General features: G+C 65.5%; 20 protein-coding genes. 4 read left to right on the plus strand and 16 right to left on the minus strand.

Annotated elements, in window-relative coordinates; translation table 11 throughout:
• Positions 1-23: 23 nt before the first annotated feature.
• The 10 genes from AC1DLO_RS00685 to AC1DLO_RS00730 all read right to left on the minus strand — a co-directional run bounded on the left by AC1DLO_RS00685 (position 24) and on the right by AC1DLO_RS00730 (position 12,393).
• Positions 24-854: a hypothetical protein gene (locus tag AC1DLO_RS00685; RefSeq protein ID WP_476914376.1), complete on the minus strand. Its 831-nt coding sequence runs from the start codon at positions 852-854 to the stop codon at positions 24-26.
• Entirely contained in the window at positions 851-1,270 is a 420-nt protein-coding gene (locus AC1DLO_RS00690; RefSeq protein ID WP_056387550.1) for a dATP/dGTP diphosphohydrolase domain-containing protein, read from the minus strand. Before AC1DLO_RS00690 ends, AC1DLO_RS00685 begins: the two co-directional genes overlap by 4 nt.
• Complete coding sequence (locus AC1DLO_RS00695; RefSeq protein ID WP_071416422.1) at positions 1,267-1,596, minus strand: VRR-NUC domain-containing protein; 330 nt, start codon at positions 1,594-1,596, stop codon at positions 1,267-1,269. Before AC1DLO_RS00695 ends, AC1DLO_RS00690 begins: the two co-directional genes overlap by 4 nt.
• 6 nt (positions 1,597-1,602) lie before the next feature.
• Complete coding sequence (locus tag AC1DLO_RS00700; RefSeq protein ID WP_476888422.1) at positions 1,603-2,052, minus strand: hypothetical protein; 450 nt, start codon at positions 2,050-2,052, stop codon at positions 1,603-1,605.
• 163 nt (positions 2,053-2,215) lie between these two features.
• Positions 2,216-5,440, minus strand: a complete 3,225-nt coding sequence (locus AC1DLO_RS00705; RefSeq protein ID WP_476888423.1) for a hypothetical protein — start codon at positions 5,438-5,440, stop codon at positions 2,216-2,218.
• 297 nt (positions 5,441-5,737) lie between these two features.
• Complete coding sequence (locus tag AC1DLO_RS00710; protein WP_056387559.1) at positions 5,738-5,974, minus strand: hypothetical protein; 237 nt, start codon at positions 5,972-5,974, stop codon at positions 5,738-5,740.
• Between the two features lie 7 nt (positions 5,975-5,981).
• Positions 5,982-7,910 (minus strand): DNA primase family protein, encoded by a 1,929-nt coding sequence (locus tag AC1DLO_RS00715; protein WP_476914377.1) that lies wholly within the window; start codon positions 7,908-7,910, stop codon positions 5,982-5,984.
• A 1,131-nt stretch (positions 7,911-9,041) separates the two neighbouring features.
• A complete protein-coding gene (locus AC1DLO_RS00720; protein ID WP_142938857.1) occupies positions 9,042-9,452 on the minus strand; it encodes a hypothetical protein in 411 nt (136 codons plus the stop codon).
• A 171-nt stretch (positions 9,453-9,623) separates the two neighbouring features.
• Positions 9,624-10,448: a lysostaphin resistance A-like protein gene (locus AC1DLO_RS00725; RefSeq protein WP_476888425.1), complete on the minus strand. Its 825-nt coding sequence runs from the start codon at positions 10,446-10,448 to the stop codon at positions 9,624-9,626.
• A 19-nt stretch (positions 10,449-10,467) separates the two neighbouring features.
• Positions 10,468-12,393: a DHH family phosphoesterase gene (locus AC1DLO_RS00730; protein ID WP_476914378.1), complete on the minus strand. Its 1,926-nt coding sequence runs from the start codon at positions 12,391-12,393 to the stop codon at positions 10,468-10,470.
• A gap of 207 nt (positions 12,394-12,600) precedes the next feature.
• Here AC1DLO_RS00730 and AC1DLO_RS00735 point away from each other — a divergent pair, with 207 nt between their 5' ends.
• A complete protein-coding gene (locus AC1DLO_RS00735; protein ID WP_476888427.1) occupies positions 12,601-12,936 on the plus strand; it encodes a histone-like nucleoid-structuring protein Lsr2 in 336 nt (111 codons plus the stop codon).
• 124 nt (positions 12,937-13,060) lie between these two features.
• Here the strand turns inward: AC1DLO_RS00735 and AC1DLO_RS00740 are convergent, their stop codons facing one another.
• Positions 13,061-13,549, minus strand: a complete 489-nt coding sequence (locus AC1DLO_RS00740) for an SLOG family protein (protein ID WP_476888428.1) — start codon at positions 13,547-13,549, stop codon at positions 13,061-13,063.
• A 168-nt stretch (positions 13,550-13,717) separates the two neighbouring features.
• A complete protein-coding gene (locus AC1DLO_RS00745; protein WP_257370997.1) occupies positions 13,718-14,050 on the minus strand; it encodes a hypothetical protein in 333 nt (110 codons plus the stop codon).
• Positions 14,051-16,171: 2,121 nt separating this feature from the next.
• Here AC1DLO_RS00745 and AC1DLO_RS00750 point away from each other — a divergent pair.
• Genes AC1DLO_RS00750 through AC1DLO_RS00760 form a run of 3 tightly spaced genes read left to right on the plus strand, consistent with a single transcriptional unit; the run spans position 16,172 to position 18,433 of the window.
• Complete coding sequence (locus AC1DLO_RS00750) at positions 16,172-16,639, plus strand: hypothetical protein (protein WP_476888429.1); 468 nt, start codon at positions 16,172-16,174, stop codon at positions 16,637-16,639.
• 52 nt (positions 16,640-16,691) lie between these two features.
• Positions 16,692-18,005, plus strand: coding sequence for a hypothetical protein (locus tag AC1DLO_RS00755; RefSeq protein ID WP_476888430.1), 1,314 nt, complete (start codon positions 16,692-16,694; stop codon positions 18,003-18,005).
• Positions 18,002-18,433, plus strand: coding sequence for a hypothetical protein (locus tag AC1DLO_RS00760; RefSeq protein ID WP_476888431.1), 432 nt, complete (start codon positions 18,002-18,004; stop codon positions 18,431-18,433). Before AC1DLO_RS00755 ends, AC1DLO_RS00760 begins: the two co-directional genes overlap by 4 nt.
• A 409-nt stretch (positions 18,434-18,842) precedes the next feature.
• Here the strand turns inward: AC1DLO_RS00760 and AC1DLO_RS00765 are convergent, their stop codons facing one another.
• The 4 genes from AC1DLO_RS00765 to AC1DLO_RS00780 all read right to left on the minus strand — a co-directional run bounded on the left by AC1DLO_RS00765 (position 18,843) and on the right by AC1DLO_RS00780 (position 23,519).
• The gene (locus AC1DLO_RS00765; RefSeq protein ID WP_476888432.1) at positions 18,843-20,516 is read right to left on the minus strand and encodes a thiamine pyrophosphate-binding protein; all 1,674 of its coding nucleotides are present in this window, start codon (positions 20,514-20,516) and stop codon (positions 18,843-18,845) included.
• 226 nt (positions 20,517-20,742) lie between these two features.
• Complete coding sequence (locus tag AC1DLO_RS00770; RefSeq protein ID WP_476888433.1) at positions 20,743-21,216, minus strand: VOC family protein; 474 nt, start codon at positions 21,214-21,216, stop codon at positions 20,743-20,745.
• 3 nt (positions 21,217-21,219) lie between these two features.
• Positions 21,220-22,626 carry an FAD-binding oxidoreductase gene (locus AC1DLO_RS00775; protein ID WP_476888434.1) on the minus strand — a complete coding sequence of 469 codons (1,407 nt, stop codon included), beginning with the start codon at positions 22,624-22,626 and terminating at the stop codon, positions 21,220-21,222.
• Positions 22,623-23,519 carry a fumarylacetoacetate hydrolase family protein gene (locus AC1DLO_RS00780; protein WP_476888435.1) on the minus strand — a complete coding sequence of 299 codons (897 nt, stop codon included), beginning with the start codon at positions 23,517-23,519 and terminating at the stop codon, positions 22,623-22,625. Before AC1DLO_RS00780 ends, AC1DLO_RS00775 begins: the two co-directional genes overlap by 4 nt.
• Positions 23,520-23,593 lie beyond the last annotated feature (74 nt).

Raw genomic sequence — 23,593 nt, forward strand, 5'->3', positions numbered from 1 at the left:
TCGTGGGTTGTCGGTAGTCGGGATCAGGCATGGAATGCCTCGCGGATAAGGCCCAGGCGGACCTCGGCGTCATCGGCCCGGCGTGTCTGGGCGGCGAGCTCTGCCTCCAGCCCGACGATCCTGCGCTGCAGGGCGGTGACACGCGGGTCCTCACCCAGCGCGGTGCGTACGCGCTCAAGCACCGCTTCGGCAGAGGCATCCCCGACGGCCGCATCGGGTATGGGCGTCGCAAACGGCAAATCTTCCTTGGCCTCGGCGGTCATGTCGTCCTCTGCTTCCTGCCCGGGCTCGGGCGCGATCATCAGGTGTCCCCGGCGGCGGGTGGGCCGGGCCGTCGCGGGCTCCGGCTGGTCTTGTTCCGGTGCATCGGGCTGTGCGGGCGCGTCGACGGGCACGGCCTGGAAGGCCGGCTCCCCGGCCCCGTCGAACGAGACCTCGATGAGCTGGTCCGCAGGCAGGCCCTCGGGCTGGGCGTCGAACCAGCGGGAGAAGGCGGCTGGGTGCTCCACGAAGGCCACCGCGACGGTCATCTGCCGTTTCCCGCGTAGCCTGCGGTCTGCGGCGGATACTGCATGATCGGCCCGGTGCCCGCCCAGCAGCCGTTTCATGTCGGCACGGGCGTTCTGCGCCGTGCGGTTGGGTGAGGTCATGTTGCGCGGCACCGAGACGGATCCGCCGGCATTGTTGCGCAGGATGGCGTGGCCCCGGGACGAGACACGCCCAACGCAGCCGGCCTGCATCGCTTCGAGCACGAGCTCCGTGGCCTCGCGATCGAAGGTGCCCAGGTCGGCCCGGGTGAGCTGGCGGAAGGCCGAGGTGGCCTGGCCGTTGCCCTTGGTGACGCGGCCGCTCATCGGGCGGCCTCCGGGGTTCCGGCGTCACCGCGGGCGATCACCGTCCGGGTGCTTTCCGCGGCCAGGAGGTTGAACACCACGGCAGCCGCGTGGTCCTCATCGTCTTCGCCGCACATCCACTGCATGAAGTGGCGGAAGGCGCTGGCGCGGAACTCCTCCATCTCTGCGGCAGTGCTGGCCTGCTCCCAGTCCCGCGAGTCGTACTTGCGCGCTCCACGCTCCACGAGCGCGGCCGTCCTTGTGAGCAGCTGGTCCTGGTAGGGCACCTGAAGCGGTACGAGCAGGTCGAAGCGGGGCTGGCCTGTCTTCACCTCGCGCTGCATGCCGGAGGCGGTGACCCTGCGTGATCCCGAGTCTTTCGTTTCGTAGTCGCGGGCGGCTGTCTCCGGGCCCGCGGCCGTGGCTGTTGCGGTCATGATGCTGCTTTCTGCTGGCTCTCGATCCGGCGGTAACCGAGCACGTGGGTGATGAAGGCGTCGACGGCCTGCTCGTCATCCACGACGTGGATCTCGGCACCAAAACGGCGCATCTTGGCGTGCATGACGCGCTGGCGCTTCTCGAGATCTCCGCCGGGTCGCTTGACCTCGACGAAGACCGTGCCGGTGGGCGTGAGGACGATTCGGTCGGGGACGCCCCCGCGGGCCGGGGACACGAACTTCAGGCAGAACAGACCGTGCCGGCGGCACTGCGTGAGCAGGTACTGCTCGACGGCCTTCTCCCGCTGGTTCTTCTTCCTCGGCATGGGGCCTCAGTCCTCGTCGGTCCCGGCAGCGTCGGAGGCGTCGCCGTCAAGGAAGTGCCCGAAGCCGACGATGTCCTCGTCGTCGATGTAGGCAGCGATGGCGTCCGGGTCGTAGACGAAGCTCGGGTCGTCAGGGTCGACTACGACCCAGCGCTTGGCCGCATTGCCGTAGTTGGAGAAGCCGTCGATGTCGGCGACGGTCACCAGGCCCTGGTGGGCGAGCTCCTTGAGCCGGGTGCGGATGCCGGAGTCCGAGAAGCGCGGCACCTCGCCGAGGCTGGTGACGACGCGGTCGTGGTAAGCGGCGATGAGCTCGTCGTGGGTGAGCGGGCCCTTCTCGCGGACGATGTCGAGCACGATGGGACGGACGCGGGATGCGCCGAGCGCGGCCTTCACGGCGGCGGCGTAGGAGGTCTCCGGGTCAGTGGAGCGGACAGGGGGTGTTGACTGGGACATGATGGCCTCTCGTGGTCGTGTCGTGTCGAGCCTGAATTGCCTTTCGTACTCAATTATGACTCGAAGTGAATGATCTGTGCGGAACCATTCGCAATGGTGCACAGAGTTGAACAAGGGGGCCGCGGCGTGCGCGGCCCCCTTGTGCGGGCTGTGGTCGATCGGCTCAGGCGGCCTCGTTCATCCAGTTCTTGGTGAACGTCTCCTCGAGCATCCGGACGTAGGTGTCCAGGTCCAGCGAGGCGATGAGCCGCTCGATCCGGTCGGCCGGCAGCTGGTGCAGGTCGTCGTTGACGACGACCATCGACCAGGTTGGGCCGATGGCGTTAATGCGCCGCACCACGACGTCCTGGTCGTCTGGGAGCACGGCGAGCCCGTCCGACATGCTGGCCTCGGCGCGGGAGCGGGCCCAGCCGTGATGGCGCAGCACCTCCAGCGCGACCGGGTCGCGCTTGGTCCGGCCGATGTCCTCCTCGCGGCGCTTGGCCTGGCTGGCCGCGGTGACCTTCCAGGCACCGGCGTTGAGCAGGCTCCGGGCGTTCTCAGTGCCCTCGCGGACGATGAACACCCGGTTGACCATCTGCAGCACCTGCGGGTCGCGGACGTTGGTCACGTGACCCTGCTCGCTGTACTTCACACCCACGGCGGGGTCGATGGGTGCAGCCGAGAAGGGGTAGGTGATCGAGCCGCGGGAGGCCGCGATGACGTTCTGGAACAACAGGAGCGACCGGATCGGGTCGTCCTCCAGGACCGCCTCCTCGATCACCTTCCGGCCCAGCATCAGGTCGAAGGGCTCCGCGATCGCCGACTCTCCCCTGCTCGCCACCGTCTGCAGGTAGCGGGCCAGGGCGAAGTCGATCACGGCCGGGTGGGCCAGCGACTTCGTCGGAGTCGGGCCCGCGTGGCAGGCCAGCGTGCCGCCACCGGCGGCGATGATCGGACTGTCTGCCACGGACCGCCCCGGCTCCGGGGCCTCCAGCTCCAGGCGGTTGTTCGAGTCCTTGCTGATGAGGAACATCAGCTCAGGTTCGATGTCGACGCCGATGGCCTCCTGCTGCTCGGCGAGCACCCGGTTGTTGGTCGCTTCGTCGAATCCGTTCTCGCCGCCGACGACCGAGTAGAGGCCGTCGGTGTTGGTGGAGATGATCCGCGCCCCGGCCAGGGTCTGGGCCTGTCCGATCCGCCAGCTGAACAGCTGTCCAAGGATGCGCATCGAGATGATGCGGTTGTTCATCCGGATCGGCGTCCGGTGACTTGCGTCGCCTGCGCCCGAGGCCGAGTTGAGGATCAGCTTCGTGCCGTTGCGCAGCACGCCGAGCCCGGCGATCTGAGCCTTCAGCCGCGCAGCTTCAGGGCTGTCGCCCGGAAGCTGCGCCAGCTGCTTCTTCAGCCCCTTGATCTCCTGGCCGTAGCGCTCCTTGTCGAAGAAGATCTTCGCGTAGCGGTCCTCACCCAGCTCGGGGTTCCAGAACGCCCGCATGTTGCGCAGCAGGTTCGGGTAGTAGCTGGTGAAGTCCTCGTGGATCACCAGGCCAGCCGAGGTGCGTGCGAACTTCGGGTGCAGCTTGTCGGAGCCGTCTTCCTTGGCGATGAACAGCTCCGGCTTCTTCTTGGCCGGCTCATCGCGGTAGGCGGCATTGGTGGCCGTGCTGTTGGCGAGTACCACCTTGCCTTCCAGGACACCGCCGTCGGGCAGGACGACATTCAGCGCCTCCGCCTCGGGCCGCTGGGTGGTCAACAGGTCCGCCGGGTCAGGCACCTGGGCCTGGGCGCGGGCGAGCTGCCCGGCCTGGTCAGGGTCGTCCTTTTTCGACTTGCGGTACTTGACCTTCTCCGGGTCCGAACCCAGCAGGACCAGCCGCTTGTCGACGAAGGTGCCGTCGGGCAGGCGGAGCATGGCGTGCTGACGCTTGGCCTCGGCCACGAAGTCCTTTGCGTCCGGGAAGGCCTGCGCTGCCCGGACGAGCATCATGGTCTGATCGTTGTGCTCGACCTTCTCGGCGTTGAACACTGACAGGTCGGCTTCGGCCCCATGGATGCCGCCGGTGGAGAACGTGGCGAAGCAGGACGACGGCGAGGCGTCCGCCCGGAAATACGGCACGTTGTTCGGGGTCTTGGGCACATCGCGCAGAGACCGGGCCGGAAGGCTGAACTTGTCGCGGTACTCCTCGGAGTCGTTGAAGTTCTGCCCCTCGATCGAGCGGTAGTACGCCACGACTTGCAGGAACTGCCGGTGGGCCTCGCGCTGGGCTGCAGTCACTTCGGAGTGGGTGGCCGGGTCGGGCGCGACGTTCTCCTCGAAGAAGCGCACGCACTCGTCGAGCACGTTGACCGGCTCGATCCCGCGTTCTTTAGCGACCTCGGGGTGCGGATATACGAAGGACACCGCCTCGATGTCATCCAGTGAGGCGTAGGGTGCGAGGATGCGGCCCACGAACTTTGCCGATGAGGAGTCGACTGCCAGCCGGTCCTTGCGCACCGCACCGTTCTTGGTGACCACCGTTTCGGTGAACTGGGCGAGCAGAGCGGCCTTGAGATCGAAGTTGCTCGCGTACGCCGGGTGCCGGAACAGCTGGGCCAGACCAAGGCAGTCCGAGACGTTGTAGGCCAGCAGCTCATAGAGATCCTCTACCGCCTCGATGCTCGTGTCATGGCTGAGCTTCTCGGATTCCTTGATCTGGCGGCCGAGCATCCCGAGCAGGCGCTTGAGGCTGACCTTGGACTGCAGTTCGTTCAGCCGGGCCACGTCCAGGTGCCGGCCCGAGTGAAGCATGGCGCGGCGGATCTTCGCAGCCGCCCCGTCCCAGCCGAGGTAGCCAGGCATGTACTCGATGTGCTGGGACGAGAAGAGCTGGTCGTTGTGGTCGCGCAGAGTACGGGCCGTGGTCGGCTGAAACGGCCGACCGCTGCCCGGGGCCGGAAACGCCTCGTTGAGGTAGAGCGCGACCATGGTCGTGTCATAGTTCATTGAGTTGTAGCCAGCAAGGAACGGATGCAGTGCCGGGTCGTACTCGGGGTCTGTGTCGCAGACCGGACGCAGCGCCGCGGGGTACCCGCCTGGGTCGGAGTGGTTGCACACCTGGTCGGCGTTCGAGAGGCCCATCAGTTCGGCGAGCCGGAGGCTGCCCCGTTCGCCGCCGAGGTTCCAAAGCTGGACGCTGACCGCGGGCAGCCCCGGGTTGGAGCGGATCACGGTGTCGTAGAGGGCCTGGGGGTCGACGGAGGCGACCAGCGCCGGGTCGTCGGCCAGGAAGAAGATCTCCAGGTCGTGGACGGCGCGGCCCGGCCGCGGGGTGTAGGCGCACAGCGTGAAGACGTTCGACAGCGATTCGATGTCGTAGAACGTGAAGAGCGCGGTCTCAGCTGTGACGGGGGTGCGCTGGGTGGTCATGTGTCTGGCCTTTCGGTCGTCACCGGCCGTCACGGCCGGGGTATGCAGTTATCTGGTCGGGGTGCCGGGCGCTGCCGCGGATGGCCTTAGGCGGCGTTCTTCCTTGTGACGGGCGCGGGGACCGGCCGGGCACCGCGGGCCCATCGACCTCCCACCAGGGAGTAGCCGAAGTGCTCACGCTGGCCGGTGCAGTCGGCGCATTCCTTTCCGGCTGAGACTCCCTCTCCTGCACATCCGTCTTTCCAGTTCGGTTCGTTCGGGTGCGGCTGCGTCATGTCCTGTTTTCCGTTCTTGTCTTCAGTCGATCGGGTTGTGTGGAGAGCGGCGGCGCGGGGCGTCCATCCGGCTGGAGGCCTCAGCCACGAGCCGCCGCTTCTCCTCCGGGTCGGCACTGATCTGCGACCGGACGATCAGGTTGGTGATCCGCTGTTCGCGGGCGACATCGGCCAGCGCGGTGCTCGCCCTGCCTTGTTGCTTGGCGAGGTCGGTCACCGCCCGGGCGAGCTCGGTGATGGCCCTGGCGATTGTGGGCATGGTCGGATCAGTCCTCTCCTGTAGTGTCCTCGTCGTCGGCGTCCACCTGGGCGGCGGGACCTGTGTGCCGGAGCAGGCCGCGGTAGTTGGCCTGAAGGACCGGCTGCGACTTCTTTTTCGGGTCCGAGCCGCTGTAGTGCGGGTTCATCCACTTCTTCAGCTCGTACTCGGCGATGGTCGTCTCGGGGGTGGCCATCATCTGGCCGGGGCGGATCTTCTTGTTCTTGTCCGGGCAGTGCCACAGCGGGTCAGGCCGCACGATCGCAACCAGGTCCGTGATGAACTGCTTGTTGCTCACCGGCGACCCCGAGGGCGAGACGTCTGCGAGCCAGGCCTTGTAGAGGTCATAAGTGAAGGTGAAAGGCACCAGGTCCCACACCAGCCGCTCGCGGAACTCTTCCCAGAAGGCGCGCACGGGGTCGTTGGCCTCCTTGTACTCGGCCAGGACGTCCATGGTCGCCACCGGCTCGGAGAGCTGGTAGTAGTTGCCCGGGTCGGCTGCGCCGGCGCGGTTGAGCACGTACCAGAGGGCGTACTCCAGGACCTCGCGGCGCTGGAGGTAGTCGTCCTTGATGTACTTGCGCTCCATGCCGGTGAAGCTCTTGTTGAACGGTACGAACAGCTGCCGGCGGTAGAAGCTTTCGGACTTGTCCTTCACGCGCGGGAACTCGTTGAGGCATTGGACCATGAAGCCGAAGAACTGGTAGGCGATCGGCATCCGGTACTTCCGGTTGATCTGGATGACGTCGTTGGTGACGATCGCCTTCAGGTTGGCCGCTTTGTCGATGAAGGTGCCCACGTCGTTCTCGTCGACGATGATCGCGTTGGCGCGCACGAGCGGCTCGAGCGCGAAGTCCTTCCCGAAGTCGCTCAGCGGGATCGAGGTGTGCGAGCGCGGCCCGCACAGGTTGCGCATGAGCGAGCACAGCGTGCCCTTGCCGTTGTTGCCCTGTTCTGAATAGAACCAGGCAGTCTTGCCCCAGCTGACGTGCGGCCGGATGATCGCGCCGATGACCTCCCAGAGCAGCTCGGGGATACCCTCCTCGTCGGAGAGCTCGCGGATCCAGGACTCGATGTCCCAGACCGAGCCGTCGACAGGGTGGACGATCACCGGGTTGTCCGGGTCTTCGACGTAGTCGATGTGGCACTTGGCCAGGAACACCAGTGCCGGGTCGAAGGGTACGAGCGACTTGGGTTCGAAGTGGAAGGCCTTGCCGCCCTCATGGATGTCCCGGGCCTCGCGGCCGTAGTGGAACACGCCGTTGTTCACGGCGATGAGGTCTCTGTGGCTGCACTGGTGCCGGCGCGGGCTGTCCTCGCGGAGTACTGCAAGGACCTCGGCGAATTCCTTGAGTGTCAGCTGCGTGTTGTAACGGCGTGCCGTGGTGCGGATGTCGTCCTCGCTGGTGGTGTACGTGCCGCGGCCCGGGCCGGTGGCCTGGTACATCGCCAGCAGGTCGTACTCGCGGTCAGTGTCCTTGGCGCTGGGGGCGATGCGGATCACGTGGTGCAGGCTCAACAGGATTTGCGCCACTTGCCAGTAGGTCAGGTGCCGGGCCAGGGGCAGCTTCTCGGCAGCCACCTTGGTCTTGCTGTTCTCGGCCTTGGAGACGCCGTTCACGATCGCGAGCAGCTGCTTCTCGAGCAGGCGCGGTGCCGGCGGGTCCGACGGGTCGATCAGCTGGAGGTAGACCTCGGTCGCGCGCGTGACTATTTCGTTTTGCGGGGCGATGTCGCCGCCGTCGGCGAAGTACGTCATGACCTCGGTGAAGGCGTCGGCGACAGGGTTGGTCGAGGGGGTGTCGAAGTCCTCGTCGAAGACGGGCGTTGGGTCGTCATGAGTCGTCATGCTGCTGTCTTTCTCGATCGCGTCGAGTACCTGCCGGCAGTGAGTGGGAAGCCGATTGGTCTCGTAATCGAATAGGAACGTGCTCACGACTCTATGCCATCCGAATGGTCTTTCGCAACGAGTCGACTGATAGCCAACTCATGGTCCGACATAGGTCCCGGGTGGTACCCGGGTGGTACCCGGGTGGGGCTCGGAGGGGTCGCGCGCGAGACCCGGAGGCCACGGCGACACGACGAGAGCGTGCGGTCTGGAATGAGAAACAGCGGCTCCGGGGGCGTATGCCCCACGGAGCCGCTGGCTTCTCGTGCTCGAGCACTCCCCCGCGGGCGGCGTGAGCCGCCCGACCCCCTGGTCGGGGTTCGGGGAGTTCTTCTGACCGGCCGGCCGGGAACCTCCAGAGCTGGGATCCGGCTGCAACAGCGAGTCGGTATACCCCCTGTGGGTATCGGAAGGTGTACCACTTGACGTGGTACACCTGTTTCCCTTGGTCAGTCGGGGATTTCAGGACTTCTCCAAACGGGGTGTACCACATGGAGATTTGCACGTGGTACAGGCGTTTACCCTGGTCAGACGGGCTTTATATACCCCCTGTACCACTTGTACCACTAAATAAAGACTAGATATACGCGCATGGGGATAAGAGCTCTTACTGGCTGGATGACCGATCGGAGGCGTCCTTCGCGCACATATGTAAACGCTCGGAATCTGGTGGTACTCGTGGTACACCTGCCGAAAACGCTGATCTACCAAGGCAAAACGGCGTACCACGTCCGCTCGGGCACGTGGTACAGACTCCCTCGGCCGCGTTCGCCTGACCCGCCGTTTGAGCAGGCCAGCACTGGGATCGGGAGGTGTACCACGACACGTGGTACACCTCGGCGCTGCGTCCTCCCGTGCAGCGGAGCATCAGGCCCTCACGGCCCTGACGGGAGCGATCGCGATGGGTCCGGCGTCCTGGTCGACCGGGCTTCCGAGTGATTCCGAGTGATTCCGAGACAGACCTTCGAATGGTCGACGGAATGGGATGCCAACTGCATTGCACATGATGAATCGACACTGATAGAGTGGGCATTGGTGTTAGGGCCAGGAACCGTCACCAGGCGTTGTTGTCACAGGAACGTGAAAACAGAAAGGCCGGAGAAGCATCCCCGTGGGAAGGGAGCTCTCCGGCCTTTCTGCGCGTTCACGCTGGTGCGAGGCCCAGGGTGCGCCGGCCGCCTAGAAGGCGGCCGCGCTGCGGCCTCGCCGGTATCCCGCATTGGGGGACTCGGGTATGTGGGCACGGACCCGGTGGCCGTCCTCGACGGCGTACAGGATCTCGTAGGTGATGGAGACGTTGCGGTTGCAGGGCATCACACCCTGCCTCCGGCGCATCTCGAGCTTGCGGAAGCCAGCGACGGACTCGGCGCGTTCGAAGAAGCGGGCGAGCATCTCGCGGGCGCGTTCGTGCGCCTGCTCCGCCGTGCGGCCGCTGGTGCTCATGGTGAAGAAGTGCATGGACCCTCGATCGAAGGTCGGCCTCTCACCGGTGTCGAAGTCGCTGGCGAACCGCGCGCGGCGCACTTCGCTGCCGCTGGGGCGCACGAGCCGGCCTTGCGCGTCATACGTGCACTTGTTGACGACTGCCATGGTGGATCCACCTCCTCTCAGGTCTGGCTGACGAAAATCCTTCAGCCAATCCCCCGGTGACCGGATCACCCCGGTCACCCGAGAGCAGGCCCTCCGGAGCGACCGTCGGCCCACGGCCGAAAGGTCGCCCGGAGGGCACCAGCGTCAGTCCTTGCACATTGAGCCCGGCCGCTATGCAGCCTGTGGCTCGTTTTCCCTGCCTTCTTCCCCGCCGGCTTCCCTGTCGTCTTGTGCAGGCCCGGGCGCGGGTGCCGCCATGCGGTACACCGCCAGGGCGCACGCGAGGAACGCCGCGGTCATCAGCAGTGCTGAGACGGGGTTCGCCAGTGCGCCCAGCAGCTGGGCGGGGACAAGGACGGCCGTGAGGTTGAAGGCCAGGTGGAGCAGCACGCACGGCCACAGGACGCGGGTGCGTTCGTAGACCAGCGCCAGCAGCACCGCCAGGGGCAGCGTGGCAGCAAACTGGACGACGTTGGCGTGCAGCAGGCTGAAGCCCGCGGCGGTGACGAGCACCGCCGCGACGATGCCGACCCTGAACCGCAGCAGCGGATAGAGCAGGCCGCGGAAAAGCATCTCCTCGGCCACCGGCGCTGCCACCAGTGCGAGCAGGAGGGCCACGACGGGACCGGCGTCCGTCCTGGCTCGGGTCGATTCATCGAATCCCGCCGAGCCGCCCAGGGTATAGAGCCACAGGGCCAGGGACTGGCCGGCGAAGAACGCCAGAGCCAGGCACCCAAGCACCGTTCGGGTAAAGCGCGGTGTTCCGGACATCGGTCGGACCGTTGGCGCGTTGGCGAACCACCGGGGCCGGAAGAGCCTGGCAGCGCCGACGAGCAGCGCCACCAGGCCTCCGAGCACCGCCGTACCCAGGACGGGCTCGCCGACCACGGAAACTACGGCAAGGCCAAGTCCCAGGTAGGCGGCGAGCACGCCGAGGGGCACGAGGACACACCACGCGATGGAGACGAGCCGGGACTTGATGGGTGGAGCGGGCATCCCCGCCTCCTTTCCGTGGTCAGACAGACGCGGGGATCTGCTCTTCGATGACGGCCTGGACGCGGGTCTCGCCGCGGAAGGTGTTCAGCTGCAGCTTCGCGATGAAACGCAGCGTTCCGACCTCGGTGCGGCTGGCCGACCGCGTCAGAGCCGAAATCTCCGGCTCCTTCTCCTCGGCGACGTTCCACCACAGGCAGGACAGCCCCGACCTGGTGACCAGCCGCAGGTGCTTCTTGCACAGGCGGCACACGCGGTAGCCGCGGGCGTTGGTCATCAGGTTGGCGTCGGTGCGCTCATGGCCGCAGTCAGTATCGGAACCGATCCGGTCCACCCGCAGCCCGAGGGGCTCGACAGCGATTTCGACCACCGGCTCGACGAAGCCGTGGCCGAAGGGCCGCAGCGCTTCCACACGCCGGACGAAGCCGACCAGAGGCTCCAGGTCGTCCAGGCCGGCATCGCAGTCCCGGTCCGGGCCCAGGACCAGGTCGGCCCGGCGCTCATCCTGGACGACAGCCACCAGGGCAACCTGCGTGGCCTCCCGCAATGCTTCGACCAGACCGTCGAGCAGTTCCGCCCGGTCGACCTTGACGCCGCAGGCCTGCTGGTGGCCGATGGCGCACATGCCGTCCTGGTGTTCGAGCGTGTCGATGATGCCGAACCACGACGGTGCCCGGCCGGAGCCTCCGACGTAGTCATCCGGCCAGGCGGGACGGTTGAGCACGACGACCGGGTGGCCGTGGCGCTCCATCAGCCGGTTGGCGAGCAGACCGTACATGCCCGGGTAGGCCTCGGAGAAGTAGACCCAGGGGGCCAGCGGCTGATCACCCTCCTCGAGCTCCCGGGTGTGGACCTCGACAAGCTCCTTGCGGCTCTCGTTGGTCGCGATGACCTGGTGTGCCGCCTCGAGCATCAAGTCCTGGTCAGGCGCGGTGAACACGCCGAAGCACGGTGCGAGCGGGTCGCCCGTGCGGCGCGGGGAGTTCATCGCCGGCGCGAGGTAGAACCCGTAGAAGCCCTCGTCGATGCTGTCGATGTCTCGGACCTTGCCTGCCTGGCCGAAAGCCTTCAGCAGGACCGCGAAGCCCTCGAAGGCCCGGACGAAGGCCGGGTGGTGCGGGTCGACGCGCAGCAGCTGCATCAGCGTCGACTGCCCGACGTCGATCGCCTCGGGGTCCGGGTCGAAGCCCCAGGGGGTCGGGACCGTGCGCGGCGCGGGCGCGTACAGCAGCCGTGCGATGGACAGCGAGTCGCGCACCAGCTGCCGGTTCTCGTACAGCACGGGCATGACGTCGGAGACGGTGCCTAGGCCGGCGAACAGGCGCAGCAGGCGGATCTCCCAGAGCTTCTCCGGCCGGTGGACGCGGGCATAGGCCTCCAACACCTGGTAGAGCACGTGCGCGCCGCAGATGCCGGTGTTGGCGTAGGTCTCGTCCATCCGACAGGGGTCGACGGTGACGTCGGCGCTCGAACCGGGTTCGAGCTCCTCGTGGTGGTCGGTGACCAGGGTCTTCCATCCCAGAGCCCGGGCGGCGGCGATCCCGCGGTGGGAGTTCACTCCCCCGTCGCAGGTCAGCAGGACCTTGGTGTCCGGCCACGTCGCGGCGATCTCTGCGATGTCCTCGGGCGTGAGGTCGTGGCCGCGGCGGTAGTCGGGCACGTGCAGCTCGACGTCGAAGCCGAGCTCTGACAGTCCGGCGTAGCCGAGCACACCGGAGGAGATCCCGTCCATGTCGAAGTCAGGGGCGATGGTGACCTTGTGGCCGGCGGCCCGGGCGTCTTCCAGGGCCTCGACCATCTCGGCCAGGCCCAGGAGCTCGTCGTGTTCAGCTGATTCGATCTCGCGGAGGTACTCGTCGGTCCAGCCGCGGCGCTGGCACATCAGGGCGAACAGGTCGACGCCGTCGTCCGTCAGTGGATGGTCGTCGACGGTCTGGAGAATGGTCATGGTGGGGGGCCTCTCGATCGTGTCGAATGGTCGGTTTACAGGGGTGGGGAAAGGCACCCGCTGGCAGTGTGATTTTAGCAGTGTGGCAGGTGGATTATGCTGGTATTGCAGTGTTTTCGGCCTATGATGGAGGCATTCGAAAGATCTGTCGTTCTGGCGCGCCCAAAGACTTCTCTAAGGTGGTTCGGATCGTCTACCATTCAAGACATGGCTATTCGAAATATTGTGGAGTCGGACATCAGTGGCAAGCCGGATGCTGCCACAGTCACCTTCGGACTGGGCGACACCTGGTTCGAGATAGACCTGACCTACGAAGAGCGCAAAGAGCTTGAGAAGAATCTCAAGGAATACATCAGTAAGGGTCGAAAGGCCACTAAGAAGGGCGAGAAGAAGCGACTCGTGCCCGAGACGACGCCCGAGGAACGCGAGGAGATCCGTAAGTGGGCGCGCGAGAACGGTCATGAAGTGCCCGAGTTTGGTCGCATTCCGAAAGCTGTCATGAAGGCCCACGATGAGGCACACGGCATCGAGCGGACTCTCTAGCCCCACCCTTTCCGCAGTCTTTCGGGCCATACCGGAGAGATTTCCGGCCACCTATTCGAATCAAGGATCAACAGCCCTGCAGCACCAGCTGCAGGGCTGTTGTCATGTCCGGGGTGTGCACTTGTCAGAACGGAGGCAGGCGCGGGTGGATGATGTCTTCGACCTCGATGCTTGCAGCCAGGGCGCGGGAGCGGGCGTGCACGGTGCCATGTGAGAAGTGCCCTGGCGTTCCGGGCATCAGCTGCTGCTGGCCGGTGCGTTGGTCGCACTTGCTGCAAAGGTCCAGGAAGACGGCGACGCGGACCTGCGTTCCCCCGGCGCGCATGGCGACGAGGGCATCGACCATCCGTTGGTTCCGGGTGAAGCCCGCCGCCTTGGGCTCAGCGCTCCAGTCGGCCGGGAACTCAATTACTTCGAAGCCAGCAGCCCGCCACAGCCGCTCGGCCATGGCGTCAGCACCCTTGGGACAGTGCCCTGACAGGAGCACGGGTCGGGCGACCGCGGACGGCCCCCAGGCTCTCCATGCCTCGTTCAAAGCCGCCTTCATGGCCTCCGCGGCGTCCCAGGTTCGGGAACCGGTCGCGAGCAGGGCATGGCTGAATCCACTGGTCATCGTGATGCCTCCCGGCTGGTCATCTTGGTCATCGGCATAGATCCCGCCGAGGCCGCCGCGGTGGCAGGCCGGATTGTGATACTCGTCTGTCGCTGCATCATTCGCGTCCTCTTTCGCCGCAATGTTTTCCGGAATGATTCCCGGTGTTCCTTCTCAGTCGGCAGGTCACTACGCGGCAGCTGCCGACGCCTGGGCACCGTTGACCCTGGCAACGCCGCGTTCGTAATGGATTGCCACCCGGACCTTCCGGTCCTCGCTGAGCGGTGCGACGTGGAGGGTGTATCCTCCGTCCATGTCGCGCTCGAGGTAGGCGACGCAGACCGTGCCGCTCTCTTCATCGTCGAAGTCGACCTTGCCAAAGCTCTCCGCCGGATTCGCCGCAGTGACTCGCTCTCCGTAGGGGATCCACGGCTTGGCCTCGCACCTGGCTCCGGTGTCGTAGGGCGAGAGCTGCGGCTGTGGCCGGCGTGCGGACCTGGATGCCTTCCGGGCGTGTGTCATGACGATGCCTCTTCTGTTTCTCGGGATGCAGGTGTCGGGCATCGAGTGCAGGTCCCGCCAGGGGTCCGCGGAGACTCGATGTACGGTCCAGCTCCCGCGCCAGCTCCGCTGGCCTGACGGCCCACTGGTGAACCGTGTCGGGAACTGCTCCGACTGGGCCGCGCAGCGGGCCGGCCGACGGGCCGTCCTCCTCGGACAAACCTGGTGCGCAGCGCCAGGTGATCCACCGCCTGGCTGCACCCTTTGCCGCGTCGTCCACCTGTGGACAAATGCGGCGGGGCAGGCGGGGGCGTCCTCCCCCTCAAGCGCAGCGCTGGGCATAGCCGGAGGGAGCGCAGCGACTGACGGACCGGCGAGCGAAGCGAGCGGTGGAACCTGTCGGCTATGCCGACCAACAGCGTCTCGAAGCGCAGCGAGAGACCGGAGCGAAGCGGAGGGTCCGCAGGACCGCTGTTGCCAGGTTCCCTTATGCCCTTTTCCTCTCTTGCCGCCATTTCGCCATTCCACGGCTGGAGCGTTAGCGGAAGCCTGGAATATCAGGGGAAACGACCCGTACACCCTTGACCCGTACACCCCCTCTCCATCCCCGCAGCGGGTGTACGGGTCACGTCGTTTCCGCTGGATTTACGGGCTTTTGGGTGTACAGCCCTTTTGCCGTCCGCTGCAACGCCGTACGGGTGCATCGTCCGCATCACCGCGAGGCACGAGCGGGTACCCGTACGGGTCCTCACACATAGCGTCAGCGACGTCGGGCGCAGCCCGGTCCGCACCCTTGGTGCATCCTGCTGCCGCAGGCGCATCAGACGCCGCGCGCAGCAGTCCACCACTCCCCGCGACCTGTCGCGTCAGGCTGTGGAAACCTCTGGAGTGACAGCACTGCACTGATCTGTTGGTGCGCTCGTCGCACCGGCCTGCGGGGGTCGTTCCCACTGTGTTTCACCGTCGCGCCAGCACCTGTCGCACCGCGTCCGAGGCGGGCCCACAGCGCTCCTTTGCCGGGGCCTGTACAGGCCTGAATGCCGCTCCCCCTGGTGGCAGCTGCACGAATGGACGAGCGCCGGCGAGTCCTCGACGTCCACCGCCCGGCCGGTCCCTCGTGGACGCATCAGAAGAGGAGCTTGCCCGGGAAGCATGAAGCTTCCCTGGATCCACCGGAGCCTCTGGTTCCGCAGCGTCGCCGAGCCGTCCGGGTCTCCCACCAGGTGTAGCTTCCTGGAGAGGCTCACGGGTTCTCACCTTCTGGACTGCCACCGTCCGTGAGGCACGGATGGATGCGGAGTTTTTGCCCTTTCGCTCCATGCGGGGCCCTACTACCCAGTTCGCCTTTTCCCTCTGCTCTCCCTGCGGCCCCCGGGCGGGTCGGTGACGCCATCCCGCAGCCACAGCTGCTCCACCATGTTCCGACAGCTCTGCCGCTCGCTCCAGGACTGTCGCCGGCGGGTGTTCCAGGTACCGGTCCATGCCGCATCGCTGGACTCCTTCTGGTCCCGGTGTGGACACATCATGTCCCAGCATGGCCAGACAGGAACACAGACAAGACCCATACAAGACCCGAGAGGGTCCAGAAAGGCCAGTCGAACCCCATTGAGTGCCGGATGGCGCGCATCGGGGCTGCTTCAGGCGCACGTCTGGTCCCTTGGTGGTCTTTTGCGGGTCTGCCATGGCACGGCTCATGGCGGTGGACTGTTGCTGGTCCCTTCGAGGGCTTGCCTGTGTCCCAGCCGGGACCACTGAGCTCCCGCCGATGCGCGGTGGCCTGATCGAGGTCTCTTGGTGGTCCGCAGCGGACCGCGTGCCGGTCCCGGGTGGGCCCTTGAAGAGTCCAGTGTCGCCTGACTCCGTGGCTGCCCCATGGCCTTCTGCGGGTCCCGCCGGTGGCTCCCACGGGTCCCGCCGTGGCCATGGGTCATTCCGCACGATCCAGGCTCAATTCACTGGTGGCCTTTTGCGGGTCTCGACGTGGTCCTTGCAGAGACCATTGAAAGACCAGTAGAATGATGACTGATAAATGAGTCGAAAGGTCCCCGACTGGCAGTAGCGCCTCGGGGACCGCGCATGAGAGGGGGCCGCGATGACCGAGGACAGTGTCCATCAGCACGAGGGCGCAAGGGGGTGCCCGCGATGACCGATAAGGCCGAGCCGCGCCGTCTGCGCTGGAGCGTCCCGCGGGCCGACGAGTCGACGAACCGGTGGCTCGACGAGCAGTACGACATCTCGAGGTCGCTCCAGCTGTTGATCCGCGAGTCCATCCAGCGCGACGGCTACATCGACGTGGTCAACCGTCCCGTCGAGCAGCTTCCCCGGCGCGGCCGCCCGCCGCAGGGCGAGCAGGACCCTGGGCGCAGCGAGGCCCATGAAGGAGAGGAACGTGGCGATGACGGCCGTGACGGGAGTGAAAGCCAGCACGAGAGTCGCGAGAGTCGTGACGAGGCTGCCGTGCCTGTTGCTGCTCCTTCAAAGCCCGTGCAGCGCGTCGAGGCAGCCCAGGCTGTTCAGCCGCCGCCCGCGCCTCCTGTCCGCGAGCCCCACCCCGTTCCCGCCGATGAGCCTTCGGTCCCTTCGGGGCTGGATGCCTTCCTCACCCGCTGATCCGCACCGTACTTCCTGAGACACCGACTTCCTGACCGAGAGGGACACAACCATGAGCAACACCCGCACCGCCGAGAAGACCATCCAGCTCACTGGCGGCATCGACGTCGGCAACGGATACGTCAAGGGCGTCATCCGCGGCGAGGTCCACGGCAAGGAGGTCTTCGACACGATCGACCTTCCTTCGGCCGTCGTGAGCACCTCGCGCTCCACGCCGAAGGTGCCCGAAGCTGACACCGATGCCTTCAAGATCGTGGTGGAGGACGACTTCTACAACCGCGTCGCCGCCTCGTTCACCACCCCCCTGATCGGGCACTCGGACCTGCGCACCTTCGGCCGCGCGGCGCTGAGCACCCCGGGGTCGAAGTTCACGCAGTTCGAGGTCGTCGGATCCCGTTCGAAGGCCGACCAGGAACTGAGCTCGGTGCTCGTCCTGGGCGTCTTCGCCGCCAAGGCCCTGCGCGACTACGTCCGCGAACACGGCGCGCTGCCGGACCGCGAGCTGCGTGCCACGGTGCGCGCAGGCCTGGCCCTGCCGATCGCCGAGTACGTGCAGCGCCGCAGCGCCTACGCTGCGCAGTTCGTCGGACTCCTGGGCGCGGCTGACCCCACGGTGCACCTGGTGACCGTGAAGAACTTCTCCACGCCGGTCACCGTGCGCCTGCAGTTTGAGGATGTGCAGGTCCTGCCCGAGGGCGCGTCCGCGCAGTTCGCGATCACCGACAAGGGCGCGCCGCTGGCGCAGGCTCTGCTGGACGATCTTCGGGCCTCGGACCCCGAGGCGGCCGCGCGCCTGCAGGGTGTCACCGCGGAGCTGCTGGTCGGTGTGCGCAACACCGTCGGCGTCGACGTCGGCGAGGGCACCGTAAACTTCCCCGTCTTCACCGACGGCGGATTCAACTCCGAGGCGGCCAGCACGCTGGACCAGGGCTACGGCACCGCACTGACGAACGCGCTGGACCGCATGAGCACGAGCGGCGACAAGGACCTGCGGTTCAAGAACCGCAAGGCGCTGGCAGACTTCCTGCAGCAGGAGCCCAGCGTCTTCCTCCAGGGCAGGTTTGATCGCGCCGCCGGCTACGTCTCCGAGGAGGCCGAGTACCTGGCCGAGGAGATCGGCGCACGCTTCGAGGACGTCCTCGCCGAGGTCGGCGGCACCACCGAAGTGGTGTACGTCTACGGCGGCGGCTCCGGCCCGATCAAGGAGATCCTGCGCCCTGTCCTGCAGAAGGCCGCCGGCGGCATCCCGGTGCTCTACCTCGACGCCGCGTACTCGCGCCACCTGAACCGCGAGGGCCTGTACCTGGCGGCGAAGGCCGTCGAGGTCCAGAAGCCCGAGGGCAAGCGCAGCAAGGCCGCGGCTTGATAGTTGCGCCTGGCCCCTCCGTGGCCGTGACCGAGCTGCTGGCCTTGCAGGACGAGCAGGGTCAGCTCCTCGGTCGGCTGGCTGAGCTCGATGCGCGCCGCGCCGAGCTTCTCGGCTCGCTGGCCGGGGCTCCGGCCCCGGCCGCCGGGACCCACGCCGCTGACTGTGACGACGAGGCGGAACAGTCGCCGGAGGTCCTCATGCACAAGGGCGTCGAACTCGGCGGCCGCGTGATGCTCGATGAGGACGTCTGCGAAGGCGTGCACGCGCCGCCGCGGGTCTACGTCTTCGAGGAGTATGACTCGGAGGCGACCACCGGGTCGAACTGCACGCTCGTCAATGTGGCGAGCGGCGGCTGGACGGTCCGTGGCATTGGCGAGCTGGTGCCCGTCGACGACGCCGCCGTGGACGACGACCAGGAGAGCTGAGCCGTGGCTGCGCCGTTCAACTACACGACGAAAAGCGCGCAGAGTGGACCATCCGGGCCCAGGCTGAGCGTGTTGCCTGGCGCGTGATGAAGACCTGGCTCGAGGCGCAGCTCGCGCTTGTGGCCGCCGGGATGATCGACGTCGACCAGGCGCTGCTGGCGTTCCTGCAGGTCGACGCGGCGGGTCGGACGCTCTACGAGGTCTAGCTGTACTTCAGGTCCACTCTTGCCCCGGAAAGCTGCCTTCGACCCTGTTCCATACCGCGCACTGATCGGGGCCCACGTAGGCCGTGGCGTGCGACTTCTTTCAGAGGCCTTTGCTGTGGGTCATGAGTACAGCCTTCGCAGCCGCGTACGCCAGCGTTGTCTCCCATAAGGTGCCCGGGCGGTTTGCTTGCCGGTCCCTTTGCCTATACGTCCTGTTTTACTGCGAGGGAGGCCGACATCCATTCGACGATGACTTCACGGGATATGGCCACGTCAAGTACGAACACGCCTTTGTCGTTTTTGGCGAGCCAGTCCTGGAGGATCTTCAGGTCTTCGAGCGTCGTTGCCTTGTGGCCGGCTGCGCCGAGGGCGCGGCCGATGGCGGAAAAGTCTACTTCGTCGATGAGCATGGCGGTCGGGTCGAGGCCTTTGGAGGCGTACTGGTGGAGTTCGGCGCCGTAGGCGGCGTCGTTGAGGGCGATGACGACGCCTCTGCGGGTGGTCCGGAGGAAGGTTTCGAAGTCTGCCAGTCCCATGAGGCCCCCACCGTCGCCGGTGATGAAGACGGTGGTCCGTTCGGGGTGGGCGATGGAGACGCCCGGTGCGGAACTGAAGCCTAGGCCGATTGACTGGAAGGCGGTTCCGACCAGGACCATCGCCTGCGGATCAGGCACAGAGAGGTACATAGGGGCCCATCCCATGAAGTGTCCGCCGTCCATGACGATTGACCTCTGCGCGGGGAGGATCTGCTCCAGGGCGGCGACGACGGTGCGCGGGTTGAGGCGCCCGTCGGGGCCGAACTCTTTCGGGTCCTCGTAAGGCCCGATCGAGCGAAACTCATCCTCCGCCACCTCGGCCGCTGCATGCCGCCATGTCCGGTGCTCGTCGACGGTGGGTATGCGGCCTGTGAGTGCTTCGAGAAAGGGTGCGAGGTCGGCCCGGATGTACTTGTCGACGTGCGGGTGGTCGCTGGGTGGCTCGTTGTCAATGCGGATGACCCTGGCATCGGGCCCGAAGAGGGTGCCGTAGCGGTGCTGGAAGGAATTCATGGAGGCTCCGGCTACGAGCACGACGTCGGCTTGCCGGGCGAGGTCGAGGCGGTGCTCGCGGGCGAAGCCGCCGGCGATACCAAGGTTCCATGGGCTGTCGACGAGGTTCGTGGCCATGACGGAGGTCATGAACATGGCCCCCAACCGGTCGCCGAGTTCCTTGAAGGGCCCTGTGGCGTCTCCGAGCAGCACCCCTCGTCCGGCGAGCAGGAGCGGACGCTGGGCGTTGCGCAGGATACCGGCGACCCGGTCGAGGTCCTTGCCGGACGCATTCCAGACGGGTTTGGCGGGCATGGGTTCGAGGTCAGACTGCCCGTCCAAGGGCTCGGTGGCCAGGTCGTAGGGGATGGCGAGGACGACGGGTTGGACGGTGCGCAGCGCGAGGTCGAAAGCCCGATGGGCAATCGCTACCGCGTTGGCGCGGTGTGCTACGAGTGTGACGACTCCTATCGCTTCTGCGGATGCGGTCTGGTTGATGTCGAACGGCCGCGGTCCGGTGCTTGGGGCGTCCCCGACGATGAGCACCAGGGGCACCCTGGCGAGCCTTGACTCGGCCAGAGCCGTGTACGCGTTGGTAAAGCCGGCCCCGTAGGTAGTGGTCGCGGCCGCAATTCGCCCGCAGGCCCGGTAGTAAGCGTCAGCCATCGCGACCGCGGCGGCCTCGTGCCGCCCGGAGGTGAAAGGGAATCCATGGCTGGTGAGGTGGCTGATGAGGTGGGCGTTGCCGTTACCCATGAGGCCGAAGAGGTGGCTCGCGCGCCCGGCCAGCACGTCCGCGATTGCGGTGGATACGGTTGGGCTGGTGGCAGGCGGGAGGTGCGTCGGCATTCCGGTTTTCCTTTGGTTTTCGTGTTCTGGTGGGAGAAGGGGGGGGATGGTTGAAGCAGGGCAGTCGCAGTTGGCCGGCGGAGGAGTGTGGGTGTTGGAGTTAGCGGTGAAGCGGTAGGTTAGCAGGGTGCCGGGTATGACCTTGCCTGGCCAAGGACCGTGCAGGTGTAGAGCAATCCGCTCCTCTCCGCGGGGCAGCGGACACGGAGAGGAACGGGGCAGCTGCTCAGTCGGGGTAGACCACCCAAGGTGAATCCATGTCTGATCCTTCGGCGTCGAATTCGTGGGTTTCCAGCGTGTAGAAACGGATTGCGAGGCCGTCGGGATCATGGCAGACGAGCAGCCAGCCCACGATACCGCGAAGAATGGAGGAGTTTGGGACTCCATGCTGGCTCAAGTGCTGTTCCCACAGTTCAAGGTCCTGGAGCGTCGCAACGCTTAGGACTGTTGGATCGAACCCTCTGATGCGCTCGGCGACTTTGGGCGCCAGGCGAAGTTCAACGTATGTGTCAATTCCCGGGATCGTGACGATATACGCAAAAAGCTTCCCATGCCGGTCGAAGTGATCAAATTCCGGGCATCGCTCGGCTCCCAGAGTCTCTTCGTACCATTTCAGGCTCGCTTGGAGGTTGGTGACGGGGATTTTCAGGTGATGAATCCCAGCGAGAGCTACTTTTGGTGCTGCGGCGTTTCTTTCCATGATTCACCTGGTTCCTGTGGTCGTGGCAAGAGGGCTTTCCGCCGGGGGGATTGGCACCATCGGTTGAAACACGTGGCCGGGATCGTATTGTGCCTTGACATCGCGGAGCCGGGCATATTTGGCTGCCCCGAATATGCTTGACAGGTCGGCAACTTCGTCGGCACCGAGAAAGTTTATGTAGGCACCTTCGGCCGCCAGACGGTTGAGGGACTGGTGTGCCATGCGACACCAGGAGACATGTTCCTGGTCCAGTGGTTCACTTTCCCAGCCGGCTGTGACGTTGTAGGCGAAGCGTGCTGACCGCTTGGGGTAGGCTGCTTCGCCTTCAGCCACGTCGTCAATGGCGCCCCCGAGCAGGAGAACCTCAATTTGGGCGTCCTCAGCGGGCATTGTTTCCACTGCCTGGAGCATGGCGTCCACAACTTCTCCCGTCAGCGCGTTGAAGTGGCCAGGCTTAAGGAAGTACCTGAAGCCGTGCGGATACCGGTGGTCCTGGTAGCTTTGAACTTCCGCGAACCGTTGGGTGGATACCTGGGCGGACCCGAAGTGCTCCAACCCGAGCGATTCCTGTGCTGCCTGCGCGTCAGCCTGATTGCCGGACCATATCCACTCGAAGGTGACCACTGGTTCACCTCGCCGATGGTTTGGACCTGACTGGCTTTCGGCTTTCTGTACCTTGACCATGACCTGGAGTTCACGGGGAAGCGTGGGGGCCCGGACGCCATATTCAATGAGCGCTGCTCGCGCCTGCTGCATATGTACGGTCCGCGTCCCAAACGTTACCCACCCGATGGGGGCGGCTTCATAGGTGAACTCCGTAACGACACCGAAGTTCCCGCCACCTCCCCTGATGGCCCAGAAGAGGTCCGAATTCTCGGTGCTGCTGGCGAACCTCTCCCGGCCTGTACCGTCAATGATGCGCGCTGAGACCAGCCGATCGCAGGTGAGTCCCCTGCTGCGCGAGAGCCATCCAATGCCCCCGCCCAGGGTCAGTCCTCCCACTCCAGTGTGGGAGACAACGCCTGCCGGAACGGCGAGACCATACCGGGATACGGCCCTGTCGAGGTCGCCCAGCAGTGCGCCTCCACCCACTGACACGGTGGAACTCTGCTTGTCCACGTTCACTGAACGCATGCCGCTGAGGTCAAGAACGATGCCATCTTCCACAAGGGCACCACCGGCGATCTGATGTCCTCCGGCGAGAACTGAAATTGGCACCCCTGCTGCCACGGATTCGGTCAGGGCGATTGATACGTCTCGTCCATCGGCGCATTTGACGAGACCAAGGGGCCGTTTCTGGATCATGCCGTTCCACACTTTTCGCGCGGAGTCGTAGCGCCGGTCCTCCTGTGTCAGGAAGCGTTCACCGAAATACTCTGAAAGGCTTGCTGTCAGGTGTCGTGTTGTCATGCTGGAAGTCCTTCTGCTTTCTGGTGCTGGGCCCGGTTATCATTTTCTTGGAGCCATGCAGCGGTCAGGGGGTTCGTAAGTTCTCCGATTTGTTCTACGGCGACAGTGACAGTGTCTCCGGGAGACATGAATTCAGGTGGGTTGCGGAAAGCGCCAGCTCCGCCGGGTGTTCCCGTTGTCACGACATCACCAGGTTGCAGGGTGACGCTCTGGGTCAGGAATTCGAGGAGCTCGGAGATTTTCACGAGCATGGTGCCGGTGGTCGAATCCTGTTTGATGACGCCGTTGACCGTAGTGGTGATCCTGAGCCCGTAAATATCGGAAATTTCGTCACGGCTTACTATTTCCGGGCCAATTGGACAAAACGTGTCCGGGCTCTTGCAGAGCATGATTTGCATGGCTTCGCGTTGCATGACGTCCCGCGCGCTCACATCGTTGACCAGGGTGTAGCCATACACGTAGTCCCATGCGTCAGATGCCTTGACTTTGCTGGCGGTCTTCGAGATGACAAACGCGAGTTCAGCTTCGTAGTCGACGGCGCTCTTCGGTTCCGGGATGACGATAGGGTCACCAGGACCTATGACGGACGACCAAAGACCAGGGAAGAAGACTGGTTCCTTGGGGGTTATAAGGTGCGCGACTTCCTCGAGGTGGCTGGCGTAGTTGCCGCCGGTGTAGATGATCTGGCAGCGTTCGGCCACTGGTGCAAGGAGTTTCTCCGGACGCACAGGTTGGCTATGGCTGGCGGCCTTACTGATGATGTCGGACCTATCGGCAGGAGGAGCTTCCAGGAATTGTCTCAGGTCAGAGAATCCACTGTCGGTGACGAGTCCATCGCCGGCTCTAATGCCGAGGCGTATGTGGTTGTTATGCAGGTACTTGACCAGCCTCATGGGAGATACACACACTCTTTCTCTATATTCGTAAGGCTTTGGTCAGCCAAGCGGCGCCGGGCATCTTCGCCAGC

The organism is Arthrobacter sp. 01T419, assembly GCF_056398865.1.

Excerpts from the sequence above, each read along its gene's own strand:
- AC1DLO_RS00685 (WP_476914376.1), bottom strand. The coding sequence starts at position 854 with ATGAGCGGCCGCGTCACCAAGGGCAACGGCCAGGCCACCTCGGCCTTC.
- AC1DLO_RS00690 (WP_056387550.1), bottom strand. The coding sequence starts at position 1,270 with ATGACCGCAACAGCCACGGCCGCGGGCCCGGAGACAGCCGCCCGCGAC.
- AC1DLO_RS00695 (WP_071416422.1), bottom strand. The coding sequence starts at position 1,596 with ATGCCGAGGAAGAAGAACCAGCGGGAGAAGGCCGTCGAGCAGTACCTG.
- AC1DLO_RS00700 (WP_476888422.1), bottom strand. The coding sequence starts at position 2,052 with ATGTCCCAGTCAACACCCCCTGTCCGCTCCACTGACCCGGAGACCTCC.
- AC1DLO_RS00705 (WP_476888423.1), bottom strand. The coding sequence starts at position 5,440 with ATGACCACCCAGCGCACCCCCGTCACAGCTGAGACCGCGCTCTTCACG.
- AC1DLO_RS00710 (WP_056387559.1), bottom strand. The coding sequence starts at position 5,974 with ATGCCCACAATCGCCAGGGCCATCACCGAGCTCGCCCGGGCGGTGACC.
- AC1DLO_RS00720 (WP_142938857.1), bottom strand. The coding sequence starts at position 9,452 with ATGGCAGTCGTCAACAAGTGCACGTATGACGCGCAAGGCCGGCTCGTG.
- AC1DLO_RS00725 (WP_476888425.1), bottom strand. The coding sequence starts at position 10,448 with ATGCCCGCTCCACCCATCAAGTCCCGGCTCGTCTCCATCGCGTGGTGT.
- AC1DLO_RS00730 (WP_476914378.1), bottom strand. The coding sequence starts at position 12,393 with ATGACCATTCTCCAGACCGTCGACGACCATCCACTGACGGACGACGGC.
- AC1DLO_RS00735 (WP_476888427.1), top strand. The coding sequence starts at position 12,601 with ATGGCTATTCGAAATATTGTGGAGTCGGACATCAGTGGCAAGCCGGAT.
- AC1DLO_RS00740 (WP_476888428.1), bottom strand. The coding sequence starts at position 13,549 with ATGACCAGTGGATTCAGCCATGCCCTGCTCGCGACCGGTTCCCGAACC.
- AC1DLO_RS00745 (WP_257370997.1), bottom strand. The coding sequence starts at position 14,050 with ATGACACACGCCCGGAAGGCATCCAGGTCCGCACGCCGGCCACAGCCG.
- AC1DLO_RS00750 (WP_476888429.1), top strand. The coding sequence starts at position 16,172 with ATGACCGATAAGGCCGAGCCGCGCCGTCTGCGCTGGAGCGTCCCGCGG.
- AC1DLO_RS00755 (WP_476888430.1), top strand. The coding sequence starts at position 16,692 with ATGAGCAACACCCGCACCGCCGAGAAGACCATCCAGCTCACTGGCGGC.
- AC1DLO_RS00765 (WP_476888432.1), bottom strand. The coding sequence starts at position 20,516 with ATGCCGACGCACCTCCCGCCTGCCACCAGCCCAACCGTATCCACCGCA.
- AC1DLO_RS00770 (WP_476888433.1), bottom strand. The coding sequence starts at position 21,216 with ATGGAAAGAAACGCCGCAGCACCAAAAGTAGCTCTCGCTGGGATTCAT.
- AC1DLO_RS00775 (WP_476888434.1), bottom strand. The coding sequence starts at position 22,626 with ATGACAACACGACACCTGACAGCAAGCCTTTCAGAGTATTTCGGTGAA.
- AC1DLO_RS00780 (WP_476888435.1), bottom strand. The coding sequence starts at position 23,519 with ATGAGGCTGGTCAAGTACCTGCATAACAACCACATACGCCTCGGCATT.